Source organism: Sphingobium sp. S6 (assembly GCF_905120495.1).
Lineage (GTDB): Bacteria > Pseudomonadota > Alphaproteobacteria > Sphingomonadales > Sphingomonadaceae > Sphingobium > Sphingobium agri.
This window is the reverse complement of sequence record NZ_CAJHOG010000015.1, coordinates 1-13,072: the sequence shown is the minus strand read 5'-3', so window position 1 is coordinate 13,072 and position 13,072 is coordinate 1. Positions and strand designations below refer to the sequence as shown.

The 13,072-nt window shown below is 59.6% G+C and carries 10 protein-coding genes; 6 read left to right on the top strand and 4 right to left on the bottom strand.

What is annotated here, in order from left to right:
* Positions 1 to 26: 26 nt before the first annotated feature.
* From SPHS8_RS18795 to SPHS8_RS18775, 5 genes are read left to right on the top strand one after another with little or no spacing between them, the layout of a single operon-like run.
* A complete protein-coding gene (locus tag SPHS8_RS18795) occupies positions 27 to 2,660 on the top strand; it encodes a DEAD/DEAH box helicase (protein WP_236575266.1) in 2,634 nt (877 codons plus the stop codon).
* A 14-nt stretch (positions 2,661 to 2,674) separates the two neighbouring features.
* Positions 2,675 to 3,427: a DUF4391 domain-containing protein gene (locus tag SPHS8_RS18790; protein ID WP_007684595.1), complete on the top strand. Its 753-nt coding sequence runs from the start codon at positions 2,675 to 2,677 to the stop codon at positions 3,425 to 3,427.
* Positions 3,418 to 4,422: a hypothetical protein gene (locus SPHS8_RS18785; protein ID WP_148663256.1), complete on the top strand. Its 1,005-nt coding sequence runs from the start codon at positions 3,418 to 3,420 to the stop codon at positions 4,420 to 4,422. The genes SPHS8_RS18790 and SPHS8_RS18785 overlap by 10 nt, the downstream gene beginning before the upstream one ends.
* A complete protein-coding gene (locus SPHS8_RS18780) occupies positions 4,419 to 6,356 on the top strand; it encodes a site-specific DNA-methyltransferase (RefSeq protein WP_233431814.1) in 1,938 nt (645 codons plus the stop codon). The genes SPHS8_RS18785 and SPHS8_RS18780 overlap by 4 nt, the downstream gene beginning before the upstream one ends.
* Before the next feature lie 11 nt (positions 6,357 to 6,367).
* Positions 6,368 to 9,397 carry a type III restriction-modification system endonuclease gene (locus SPHS8_RS18775; RefSeq protein ID WP_007684592.1) on the top strand — a complete coding sequence of 1,010 codons (3,030 nt, stop codon included), beginning with the start codon at positions 6,368 to 6,370 and terminating at the stop codon, positions 9,395 to 9,397.
* Between the two features lie 120 nt (positions 9,398 to 9,517).
* Here SPHS8_RS18775 and SPHS8_RS18770 read toward each other — a convergent pair whose 3' ends face one another.
* Entirely contained in the window at positions 9,518 to 9,721 is a 204-nt protein-coding gene (locus SPHS8_RS18770; protein WP_007684590.1) for a hypothetical protein, read from the bottom strand.
* A 188-nt stretch (positions 9,722 to 9,909) separates the two neighbouring features.
* Between SPHS8_RS18770 and SPHS8_RS18765 the strand changes: the two genes are divergently transcribed.
* The gene (locus SPHS8_RS18765) at positions 9,910 to 10,587 is read left to right on the top strand and encodes a hypothetical protein (RefSeq protein WP_007684587.1); all 678 of its coding nucleotides are present in this window, start codon (positions 9,910 to 9,912) and stop codon (positions 10,585 to 10,587) included.
* Here the strand turns inward: SPHS8_RS18765 and SPHS8_RS18760 are convergent.
* The 3 genes from SPHS8_RS18760 to SPHS8_RS18750 form a co-directional block, all read right to left on the bottom strand.
* Positions 10,567 to 11,199, bottom strand: coding sequence for a DUF6088 family protein (locus SPHS8_RS18760; protein WP_007684585.1), 633 nt, complete (start codon positions 11,197 to 11,199; stop codon positions 10,567 to 10,569). The two genes, SPHS8_RS18765 and SPHS8_RS18760, sit on opposite strands and share 21 nt — an antisense overlap.
* Before the next feature lie 139 nt (positions 11,200 to 11,338).
* Positions 11,339 to 12,445 carry a relaxase/mobilization nuclease domain-containing protein gene (locus SPHS8_RS18755; protein WP_007684583.1) on the bottom strand — a complete coding sequence of 369 codons (1,107 nt, stop codon included), beginning with the start codon at positions 12,443 to 12,445 and terminating at the stop codon, positions 11,339 to 11,341.
* Positions 12,438 to 12,974, bottom strand: a complete 537-nt coding sequence (locus SPHS8_RS18750) for a plasmid mobilization protein (RefSeq protein WP_007684581.1) — start codon at positions 12,972 to 12,974, stop codon at positions 12,438 to 12,440. Before SPHS8_RS18750 ends, SPHS8_RS18755 begins: the two co-directional genes overlap by 8 nt.
* Positions 12,975 to 13,072 lie beyond the last annotated feature (98 nt).

The following is a 13,072-nucleotide window of genomic DNA, read 5'->3' as shown; positions in this document are numbered from 1 at the left end:
GCCCACCTTCTCTGCTTTATTTTAAGGTGCTCTACGAGCTGTTCAGGGATTTGGGCGACGAGCTGGACGAGGAGCGGATTATCAAGTCCGCGACGGGCATCCGCAACACGACCGTCTGGAACAAGCTGTTCAAGTTTCAGCGGGATGGCGTCGTCGGCGCTATCGACAAGCTGGAGCGCATCGGCGGCTGCATAATCGCCGATAGCGTCGGTCTCGGCAAAACCTTCGAGGCCCTGGCCGTCATCAAATACTACGAGCTGCGCAACGACCGCGTTTTGGTGCTCTGTCCCAAGCGGCTGCGCGACAACTGGACGCTCTACAAGGCCAATGATCGCCGCAACGTCCTGGCAGGCGACCGCTTCAATTATGACGTGCTGAACCATACCGACCTGTCGCGCGACGGCGGTTTGTCGGGCGATATCGACCTCGGGCATGTGAATTGGGGCAACTACGATCTCGTCGTGATCGACGAGTCCCATAACTTCCGCAACAAGGCGACCCATAAGGATCGCGACACGCGATACGACCACCTGATGAAGCGCATCATCAAGGCGGGCGTGAAAACCAAGGTGCTGATGCTGTCGGCAACGCCGGTCAACAACCGGCTGGCCGACCTCAAGAACCAGATCGCCTTCATGACCGAAGGCAGTGACATTGCCCTGATCGAGCACGGTATTCCGAGCATCGAGGCGACCATCCGCAAGGCGCAGGGGCAATTCAACCGCTGGCTCGACCTCCCCGAGGATGAGCGACGCCCCGCGCGGCTGATGGACATGCTGGGCTTCGATTATTTCAAGCTGCTCGACATGCTCACCATTGCGCGGTCGCGTAAGCATGTGCAGCGCTACTACGGCACGGAGGAAACCGGCCAGTTCCCCGAGCGTCTGCGTCCGGTCAACATCAAGGCCGACGTTGACCTGGCGGGCGAGTTCCGCCCCATCCGCGAGATCAACAACGAAATCCGGCGGCTGACGCTCGGCGCTTATGCGCCCTTGCGATACGTGCTTCCGCACAAGCAGGCCGCCTACGACGAAAAATACAGCACCAAAGTCCGGGGCGGCGAGAGCTTCTTCCGGCAGGTCGACCGCGAGGAAAGCCTGATTCATCTGCTGCGGGTCAATATCCTGAAGCGCATGGAAAGCTCGGTCGCGTCTTTCGCCCTCACCATCAAGCGCCAGCTCGATGACGTGAACGCGCTTCTCGCCAAGATCGATACCCACGAGGAGTCCGTCGATGAGCTGGCCATTGACGATGTTGATATCGACGATCCCGCATTCGAGGCGCTGCTCGTCGGGCGCAAGGTTAAGGTGCTGTTGCAGGACGTTGATCGCGTGCGCTGGCGGCAAGACCTGATCGAAGACCGCAACCGGTTGGCCACGTTGTTATCGGCGGCGCGCGCCGTCACGCCCGAGCGGGACGCGAAGCTCGCCGCCCTCAAGGAGCTGATAGCACACAAGGTTGATGCGCCGATCAACGGCGATAACCGCAAGCTGCTGCTCTTCACGGCCTTCGCCGACACGGCGGACTATCTGTACCGCGAGCTTGCGGGCTGGGCGCATTCGGCGCTTGGCATCAACCTCGCCGTGGTCAGCGGCACCGGCGCGAACAAATCCAGCTTGCCCGGCCTGCGCTCGGATATGAGTTCGATCCTGAGCGCCTTTTCGCCCCGCTCCAAGGAGCGGCCGGAGGAAATGGCGGGCGAGGGCGAGATTGACCTTCTCATCGGCACGGACTGCATTTCCGAAGGCCAGAACCTTCAGGACTGCGATTTCCTCGTGAATTACGACATCCACTGGAATCCGGTGCGCATCATCCAGCGTTTCGGGCGTATCGACCGTATCGGCTCGACCAACACCCGCATCCAGCTCGTCAATTTCTGGCCGAACATGGAGCTGGACGAATATCTCGACCTCGAATCCCGCGTCAGTGGCCGCATGGTGCTGCTCGACGTTTCGGCGACGGGCGAGGAGAACGTCATCGAGTTTCAGGCCGGAAACCAGATGAACGACCTGGAGTATCGCCGCGCCCAATTGCAGAAGATGCAGGACGCGGTGATCGACCTGGAGGATTTATCGAGCGGCGTTTCCATCGCCGACCTGACGCTCAACGATTTCCGCATCGATCTTGCAGGCCATCTGCGCGACCATCGCGACCAGCTCGAAACCCTGCCGCTCGGCACCTATGCCGTCGTGTCGGGGCTGGAGCCGACCGCATCGGACAATGATTTGCCGCCCGGCGTCATCTTCTGCCTGCGCGCCGTGGGCGACGCCGCAGCGCATGCCGCCGAACCTGGCTATCCCTTGAGCCCCAATTTCGTCGTCCATGTTGGCGACGAGGGCGAAGTCCTGTTGCCCTACACGCAGGCCAAGCAGGTGCTCGACCGGCTCAAGAAAACCGCCATCGGGCGCGATTTTCCCGATGCAGAGGCCTGCGCGCGCTTCGACAAGGACACGCGGCTTGGCCGCGACATGGAAAGTTATCAATCGCTTCTCGCCCGTGCTGTCGCCTCGATTGCGGGCAAGAGCGAGGAGCGCGCCATCGCGAGCCTGTTCTCACCCGGCGGCACCCATGCCCTCAAGGGCGAATTCGCCGGTATCAATGATTTTGAGGTCGTCGCCTTCGTCGTCATCCTGCCGCCTGCTGCATCCGAGGGCGTATGACAGCGGATGGAAGCGTGCGCGCCATCGTTGATGCTCTTGCGCTTCCAACCGGCGCGAGGGTCGATGCCCGTGTTCCCAAGAAACTGCTGATCGAGCAGGGTGCGCCGACCAGCACGGACAAGCGCGCCATTCAGGAAGGCGTTGACGAGCTGCAATGGTTTGCGGCCTGCAAGCCCGCGACCATCGGCGTCCCAGCCTTTGCCGACGAGGAGCGCGACTATCTAGAAATCGCCGTCATCGGTTGCGCCTTCCGTGCCGGTGCCAAGGGGACGCGACTGATCGAACTGATCCACCGCGCCATTCCATATCCCGTGTTTCTCATAACGTCGGATGAGGGCGGTTTGACCCTATCCGCCGCGCACAAGCGCAAGGCGCAGAACGAAGCTGGCCGCGTCGTAGTGGAGGGCGTTGTCGCCGCCGCTGGCCTGCATCTGGACGGTGCAGATGCGATGCAGACGGCGTTTTTAGCGAGCCTGGCGCTGGCGGCGCAACCCCGAACCGACCTCCACAGCCTCTATTCCGGCTGGATCGGGCGGCTGGAAGCGCTCAACGCTTCGCGGTTGACGGGGGCCTTCGCGGCAACCGATAATGGTGAAATTGTCATCAGACGTCGTCAGGCGCTCGACGCGCACGCGAAAATGAGCAAAGAAATCGAGGTGTTGCGAGGCAAAGCCAAGCGCGAGAAGCATCTTGCTCGTCGCGTGGAAATGAACATGGAAATACAAAGGCGCGAGGCCGAACTTGCGGAAAACTCTAAATGGCTGTGAATAGTCAAGCAAAGGCACCGAGGGCGATTGTTGGCCCTGTCATTGCAGATCTCGATTCAATCGGGGCGGGCGATGTAACTATTGCTACGGCTTTCTATTCCATGGGCGCACTTAATGCGCTCAACATCGAAGCCAACAGCCTTCGCCTTTTCGTGCGCCTTGATTTAACGTCACCCGTGGAATGGGCGCTCGGCTCTCTGAATCCTCCAGCGCTACGAGATTTTATCCAACGTCATTACGCCACGTGCAACGAGGTAGCACTTTTCGTGAGCCCGTCCGCTCACGCTAAAATTTATAGCGGTCAGCAGGGATATTTGATTGGCAGCGCCAATCTCAGCACGCGGGCGTTGTCTGGAAATGCCGCTGAGGTTCTGTGGTTTGAACGTGACCAAGCGCGGCGCGACCTGATGGATCAAATGTTTGGCGAATACTCACGCCTTTTTAAGCCTCTGAAATTTGATGATCTTGTCGACTACGTGAAGTCGTATGAGAAAGAGGTCGCAAATATAAAGAAAAAGCTACCGCCAATTCTGAATATTGAAGAAGATAGGGTAGCATCCCGCATTATGCGACCCACGCGTTTTGGGGATTACGATGATTTTCTAAAATGGCTTTCTCGCCAGACGGATGATGCGTCGAAAGAAATATCTCGACGCGCGCATGGTAAGGCGCAATTGAGCGGTCACATACGTCAAAACTTCTTTGGGCTTCGGCAGTTTTTTCTCGTTAATCCGGGCAATATGAGCCTGCTTTCTAAGCAGGAGGCAGACACCTACACGTTATCCAAGGATGCAAAAACGGCGGCCACGCTCAGTGCATTTGTTAAGCAGCGCGCACAAGACGAAGGGCCGTTCAAGTTATCCACCTGGCGCACCTATCTGCCTGAGAGCGCAGGTGGTAAGCCAAAATCCGGGGGCGGCACCAGCGGAAATTTGAAGCGTATGCTTCCATTGGTCGCCCGCTATATGCGAGCGAAAGTAGGGAAAAATTCGTGAGTAAGAGTCTTGAGCAAATGAAAAAAATCGAAATGGGCGACGCGCTTACCCAAAGCCAAAATCTCGTTGAAGAGAATATCGCCCGCTTGCTGGAGCTTTTCCCCGCTTTACTCGTCGAGAATAGCGACGGCGGATATGCCGTCGATGTTGAGGTATTGAAGCAGCTGGTCGGCGACGCGACGGTCTCGACCGCCGATGAAAAATACGGGCTATCTTGGCACGGCAAGCGTCAAGCGCGACAGATCGCATTGACGCCTTCAACCGGCACGCTCCTGCCACGTCCGGATGAAAGCGTCGAGTGGGACGGGACGCGCAATCTCCTGATTGAAGGTGACAACCTCGAAGTCCTCAAGCTCCTGCAGAAGAGCTATAACCGAAAAATCAAAGCAATCTATATTGACCCGCCCTACAATACCGGGCGGAATCTCATATACCCGAACGACTATCACGATGGTGTTCGCACCTATCTTGAGGTGACTGGTCAGGTCGAGGGAGAGAAGAAGCTTCAAAGTAATCCGGAGTCGGGAGGCCGCTTCCATACTAACTGGCTATCGATGATTTATCCGCGCCTCAAACTTGCGAGAAATCTTTTGGCACCGGATGGTGTTTTAGTCATCACGATTGATGACAACGAAGTCAGCCAACTTGGCGTGATACTCCGTGAGGTCTTTGAAGAAGGGAACTTCGATCACGTCTGCGTCCCTGTCGTTCATAACCCGCGCGGCGTGCAGGGTAAGAATTTCTCTTACGTTCATGAATACGCGTATTTTGTTTACCCGGCAGGCACCAAGGCAATCTGCGACCGAAAGATCGATGATGCAGATGTGGACTGGTCGCATCTTCGGAATTGGGGCTCTGAATCGGAACGCTCCGATGCCAAGAATTGCTTCTACCCGATCATGGTAAAGGACGGCGCGATTGTCGGCTTTGGTGATGTTTGCCCCGACGAATTCCATCCCAAGCAAACCGAAGTGATTGACGGCATTTCGTACGTTTATCCAATCGATAAGGCGGGAGTGGAGCGCAAGTGGCGCTATGCGCGGCAATCGGTCGAGGGAATTGCTTCGATGCTGCGCGCCAAGCAAACGAGCTATGGCTACGAGATCGAACTTGGGAAAACCTTTGGCCTCTATCGAACCATTTGGAACGACAAGCGGTATGACGCCAACGACAATGGAACCGGCCTTGTTGGCGAATTGGTTCCCGGATCGCCGTTTACCTTCCCGAAGAGCCTTTGGGCTGTCTACGATAGCTTGCTCGCTGCGACCGGGAACGACCCGGACGCCATCGTTTTGGACTTCTTCGCTGGCAGCGGCACGACGGGTCATGCCGTTATGGAACTGAACAAAGACACTGGCGGTAACCGCCGGTTCATTCTCGCTCAACTGCCGGAGCCGGTCGACGGTAACAAGAAATTTCCCACAATCTTTGAGGTAACGAAAGCCCGCATAAAAGCCGCAGGAGAGCGCATTAAGGCGGCAAATCCCATGTTCGCTGGTGATGTGGGTTTTCGGGTTTTCAAGCTCGCATCTTCCAATATTCGTGCATGGGATCCAGAGCCTTCAGACCTTGAAGGCACGCTGCTCGCCAATGCCGAGCACCTTGTGGCGGGACGCACAGAGCAGGACGTGCTTTATGAGCTGCTGCTCAAGCTGGGGCTTGACCTGTGTGTACCTATTCAAACGAAGGAGGTTGCGGGTAAGGTCGTCCGTTCCATCGGCGGCGGCGCGCTGATTGCCTGTCTGGCCGATGGGCTGTCCAAGGAAACGGTCGAAACCCTCGCCAACGGAATTGTCGCATGGCGGAAAGAGCTTGCCCCTGCCGTGGACACCCGCGTGGTCTTCAAGGATTCCGGCTTCGCTGATGACGTTGCCAAATCCAATATGGCCGCGATCCTGAACCAGAACGGCATTCTTGACGTGCGTAGTCTGTAAGGGAGGCCGGAATGAAACTGCATTTCGAGCCCGATCTCGATTATCAGCACACGGCAATCGAGGCCGTCTGTGATCTTTTCCGTGGGCAGGAAATCAACCGCACCGAATTCACCGTCACGCGCCGTCCGCGCCCGCTGCGCGATTCAACGGGGCAGGCGGGTTTAGACCTGGGCGCATTTACCGGCGTTCAGGGTGAACTTGGCCTTGTCGAAAACGAATTGGGCATCGGCAACCGGCTATCCCTGCTCGACGATGAGATCGTTACTAACCTGAAGGATATTCAGCTCCGCAACGGTCTGCCGCCGTCGTCGGCGCTCGCGTCCGGCGACTTCACCGTCGAAATGGAGACGGGGACGGGCAAGACCTACGTTTACCTCCGCACGGTCTTCGAGCTGAACAAGCGTTTCGGCTTCACCAAATTCGTGATCGTCGTGCCGTCCGTCGCGATCAAGGAGGGCGTCTACAAGACGCTCCAGATCACCGAGGAGCATTTCAAAGGCCTCTATTCCGGCCAGCCCTTCGACTATTTCCTCTACGATTCCGCCAAGCTCGGCCAAGTGCGGAACTTTGCCACCAGCCCGACCATTCAGATCATGGTCGTCACCGTGGGCGCGATCAACAAGAAGGACGTGAACAACCTCTACAAGGATAGCGAGAAGACGGGCGGCGAAGCGCCCATCGACCTGATCCGTGCGACGCGCCCCGTCATCATCGTCGATGAACCGCAGAGCGTTGACGGCGGCTTGCAGGGCAGCGGCAAGCAGGCGCTCGGCATGATGAACCCGCTCTGCACCCTGCGTTATTCCGCTACCCACGTGGACAAGCATCACATGGTCTACCGGCTTGACGCCGTGGACGCCTATGAGCGCAAGCTGGTCAAGCAGATCGAAGTGGCCTCGCTCGAAGTCGAGGGCGGCCATAACAAGGCCTATTTGCGTTTCCTGTCGGCCAACAACCGGGGCGGCGCTGTTACAGCCCGCATCGAAGTGGACGCGCAGCAGGGCGCACAAGTCCGTCGCAAGGAAATCACCGTGCAGGACGGGGACGATCTTGAGGATGAGACTGGCCGCGCCGTCTATAAGAATTGCCGCATCGGCGAAATCCGCGTTTCCGGCGACAGCTCATTGCTGGAGGTGAAAACTGACGGCTCCGAAACCTTCCTCTCGGTCGGTGAAGCCATCGGCGACGTGGATGCGGACGCCATCAAGCGGCTGATGATCCGCCGCACGATCCAGGAGCACCTGGAAAAGGAAAAGCGCCTAGCACCGCTTGGCATCAAGGTGCTGAGCCTGTTCTTCATCGACGCCGTGGATCACTACCGCTCATACGATGAGGACGGAAATGCCGTGAAAGGCAAATATGCGACGATGTTCGAGGAAGAATATCGCCGCGCCGCCAAGCTTCCCGAATTTTCCAGCCTGTTCAAGGAAGTCGACCTCACGTCCGAAGCCGAGGACGTGCATGACGGCTATTTCTCCATCGACAAGAACAAGCGCTGGACGGACACCGCCGACAACAATCAGGCGAACCGCGACAGCGCCGAGCGCGCCTATAACCTCATCATGAAGGACAAGGAAAAGCTCTTGGGCTTCGAGACGAAGCTCAAGTTCATCTTTTCCCACTCCGCCCTGAAAGAGGGCTGGGACAATCCCAACGTGTTCCAGATTTGCGCTCTGCGTGAAATCGGCACGGAGCGGGAACGCCGCCAGACCATCGGTCGCGGCCTGCGCCTGTGCGTCAACCAGCAGGGTGAACGGCTGCGTGGCTTCGAGATCAACACGCTCACGGTGGTCGCGACCGAGAGCTATGAGACCTTCGCCGACAACCTCCAGAAGGAAATCGAGGCCGACACCGGCATTCGCTTCGGTATCGTCGAGCAGCACCAGTTCGCGGCGATCCCGATCCAGAAGGACGACGGTACGCTCACGATGCTGGGCTTCGAGGAATCGACGTCGATCTTTGACTTCCTCAAGGCCGAGCAGATGATCGACGCCAGAGGCAAGGTGCAGGACAAGCTGCGGCAGGCACTGAAGGAGGGGACTCTGACCCTCCCGCCTGAATACGCCGCGCATTTGCCGCAGGTGAAAGAAGTCCTGCGCAAGGTCGCTGGCAAGCTCGACATCAAGAATGCCGACGAGCGCGTCACGGTCAAAACCCGTCAGGCCGTCCTGCAAAGCGCCGAATTCCAGGCGCTGTGGGAGCGCATCAAGCACAAGACGACCTATCGGGTGCATTTCGACAACGCGAAGCTGATCGACGATTGCGTCAAGGCCATTGCCGGTGCGCCGCCGATTGCCAAAGCGCGCGTCACCATCCGCAAGGCCGACCTGGCCATCGGGCAGGGCGGCGTGCTCGCAACCGAAACCTCCACGTCCGGCCCCGTGACCATCGAGGAGGGCGATATCGTCCTGCCCGACGTGCTGACTGATCTTCAGGATCGCACCCAGCTCACGCGGCGCAGTCTCGTCACCATCCTGACCGAGAGCGGCAGGCTGTCGGATTTCAAGCGCAATCCGCAAGCCTTCATCGAGCTGGCCGCCGAGGTTATCAACCGCACCAAGCGGTTGGCTCTCGTCGATGGCATCAAATATCAGCGCGTCGGCGTCGATACCTTCTATGCGCAGGAGCTGTTCGAGCAGGAGGAGCTGACCGGCTACCTTAAGAACATGCTCAAGGACACACAGAAATCCGTGTTCGAGCATGTTGTCTATGACTCGGGCGGCGTCGAGCGCACTTTCGCCGAACAGCTCGAAAAGAACGAGGCCGTGAAGGTTTACGCCAAGCTCCCCGGCTGGTTCAAAGTGCCGACGCCGCTTGGAACCTACAATCCCGATTGGGCGGTTCTCGTGCAGATGGATGGCGAGGAACGCCTTTATTTCGTCGTCGAAACTAAGGGCAGCCTGTTCGCGGATGATCTGCGGGACAACGAAGCGGCAAAGATCGCTTGCGGAGAGGCACATTTCAAAGCTCTGGCGATCAACCAAAATCCGGCCCGTTACGTCAAGGCCACCAGGATAAATGACCTCATGGAACATAGCTGAACTTATTGGCCTCGCGAACGACAGCGTCTTCTCGAGGCCAAATTCGCGAAGCTTAACATAAGTAACATTATCAACCTTTTATCGTTTTATATCAATCATTTATCATCCGACGAGCAAGGGTCATTCCGGTGAATTGATATCCGCCCAATAGGTGATCTCCTCGAAAAGGTGCATGCCTTCCGGATCTTCCCATCCCTTACGCCCGTCATCCCACCGGCCGATTACGGGACGATCTCCTTCCCAGAGCAGCATGAGGCGACCGTCTTTTCGGTCGTCGGGCATCGCGCCAATCGGGTCCCACGGGATGTATTTCGCTGTGATCACGCAAAATCTCCTCGCATGCCGGCGGCGCGCGAGTTCATTCACGCTGCGCTGCTCCAGCAACGGCATTGAAGATCGAATCGACGATGTCTAGAAATAAAGTGCCCCGACGGTTTGCAAAGCAGGGACCGCCGGGGGATACCCAGCTCATATGGCGCAAGGGTGCCTAAAAATCAAGTGAAAAGGTTCCCGTGCCAACATTCGTTCATGCCTTGTCCGCTGACCGCTTCGACACTTATCTGAAGTGGGCCGGAGCCGATCAGACGCTCGCAGAGCGCCTGTACACCTATAATGTGCAGCTTTCCGCAGCCCTCTATGGCCCTCTACACATGCTCGAGGTCGTGCTGCGTAACATGGCGGACGCGCGGCTTGCGGCCCAACATGGCGCCGCCTGGATCGACGATCCTGCGATCCTTGTGACGAACTATCAGACGGGCGCAATCGCAAAAGCACGGCAAACGCTGCAGAAAGACGGGAAGGCAGCGACCCGTCCGCAGATCGTAGCGGAGTTGAACTTCGGCTTCTGGGCGTCACTCTTCGGCCCCAAGTCACACCACCTCTGGCAAAGCCTGCGACCCATCTTTCAGGCCAAAGGCGTACAGCGCGGTGTGATCGCGCGGGACTTGCGCGACCTGCGTATATTGCGCAACCGCGTCGCCCACTATGAACCCATCATCGCGCTTCCGCTCGCGCAGCGCTATGCGAGTATCACGACCTTGACGGGCTGGCTGTCTCCAAGCGCCGCGACATGGATCGCCAAGTATTCGACATGGCCGACACTTTATCCGGCCGTACCCATCCTTGTGCCCGACCCTGCATCTGGAGATTTGCTGGTGGCGCCAGCGGCGCTACCCTTTCTCCCTGCATGACCTATCTCTCCGCGACGCCTGGATCTTGAGGACAATGTCGCCCATCCAGCCCGGCATGGCCGAGCGGGCCGCGACCAGCGCGCGCGTACCGGCATCGTCGAGGCGCGCGGCGAAGCGCCCGATCACATCCGCGTCGATATTGCCCTTCCCTAGATGCGCGAGCGCCTGGACGATCGCATTCACAGACTCCGGCGCGTCGAGCACCGGCGCGCGGCTGTGCTTCAAGGTAACGCTGCGGCCGCCAGCCTTGGCGGTGCGGGTGCGGCCGCTGGTGGCGTAGCTCACCCGGGCGGGCACCTGCGTCGAGATACCAAGGCTATTGGCCGCCGCCGCTCCCGACGGCGCGAGCGCATCGCCGCTCTGCGCGGAGAGCGCCTGGGCCAGCTGCCCGGGATCCGGGCTCAGGGCACCAAGCTTGTCATGCTGGCGGGGATAGTCGTAGAGACCGCGGCCGATCCGACGGATGTCACCGGCATGCGCGAGACGCGACAGCGCCATGTCGACCGAGCCGCGCGTACCGAAGTCGACGAACTGCTTGGGCGTAAACACCCAGCCACAGCCCTTGCCGCGCACACGCTTCATAATCCGGTCAGCCACCGCAGACATGTCCATGCTCCTGTCTGTTAGATAGTAGCATGGTTTTTTCTAACAAGCCATGGCCACAGAAAGCGCCAGTTCTCTCGATTTTCCAAGACATTCCAGCACATGGTAGTGGGAGCATCCCTTCGCAAGATCAACCGCCCCATGCAAATCAACGCTCCCGCCCACGCTCCGGCGCTGGCCGCTCGGGACCAGCTCCACCCTCCAGCTCGCGCGCCGGCTCTGTCGCTTGCCGCCCCTGCATCATCTCGCGGGCCAGGGCCAGACGTCGGGAGACCGCCGGCGGCATAGCCGCCAGGAAACCCGCAATTTCGTCGGAAAGCGCCTGGTCGTCGGCCTCGCCGGTGCGTGCAAGCGCCACTGCCGCCTCCGCATAAGCACCGCGTATCTGCTTCTGGCGAACCAGCGCCATCACGTCTTGCGGCCGCCGTTCCTCATCGCGCGCGCGCGCAAAGGCCCGAGCGCGCAGCACGTTGAGTTCATCCATATTGAGCCGGCGCCCCTCCTGACCGATCCGAGCATCGAGATGCAGCGCTGCTGAGCGCACACGCTTTTGAACGTGACCGCGTGCGCGTCTGGGCGTCGCCTCAGCCGCGATGCCGCGCACCCGTAGCTCATGCGCGAATGTCTCTCGCATATGATGGAGGTCGGCCTTGCGCGGATTGAACCGCGTGCCGTCCGCACCTTCGGTGGCCACCGTCAGATGGACATGCGGATGATCGGTATCTGTATGGAGCGCCAGCATATAGGCGTGATTGTCCTCGAACAGGATCCGGGCGAACGCCTGGGCGGCGTCCTGCAGCGTCTCGGGATCGGTCGAACCGCCGGGCATGGAGAGGACCAGCGACAGCGAGGTCGGCCGATCGCGGCCATGCTCGTTCATCGCCTCGTCGAGCATGGTCCAGTCCTGCGCAATCTCCTTCAGGCGCTTGGGATCGTCAATGATCTCACCCTCGCTCGAGCGCACCGCGAGCTTCCCGTGCCGAGCAACATAGTCGAAATGCTCGGATAGATGATGCGCGCCATATTGCTTGCCCGAGACCTTGACCATGACCTCCGGGGCCTTGCGCACGATCCGCTCGAGCTTGGCCCGAGCCTCGGACTGGCTCAGCGGCGCGGCGCGCGCCTGCCCTCCCCGGCCCGATCCGCCCCGTCCGACGCGCACATAAGCCCCCCGCAGTATCCGTTTCCCACCGGTGGGCGGCCGCCATGCCTCCATGAGGCTGGGCAGCGGCAGGATGCCCTCCTCCTCAAGCATCAAGGCTGTCCCAATAGGCAAGATCGCCCTTGAGCGCGGCGCCGAGACCGGCAAGCGCGATCCGGATTTCCGTCCGAAAGCTTGCCACCCGCGCCGCCTCGCGCGCGACATCGAGCCCGGATTCGACCATCACCGAAGCATTGAGCGCACGCGTTGCCTGATTGAGATTGATGCCGATCCGGTTGAGCTCGCGCCACGCCTGAGCCACTGCCGCCCGCTCTTCAAGCGGCAGCGGCGCCGCAGAATGCAGGCGGCGCCGCACAAGCCTCGTCACCCAGTCGGTGCGCTTCATACCCAAAGCATCGGCCTCGGCATCCAGCGCGGCAATTTCCGCATCGGTCAGCCGGATCTCAAACCGCCGTGTTGTTCGCTCCCGCCGGCGGACTGGTCCCGGCGTCCCGCCCGCCTCCGCGTCCACTGCAGTCATGACGAGGCGCCGCAGCAAAGCCGAGCGGCCACCGGCGCTGTCCGCCGCAGCATCGAAGCGCTGGGCGATGTCATCGTCGAGACGGAAGGTGAAGACGGGCATGCATCAAAGGCTATTGTCATACATCCCCGGCGTCACGCCTATCTGTAGGCGCTTGCAACCGTAGCAGCTTCTGCTCGCAAACAGCGCCTTTTCCTGCC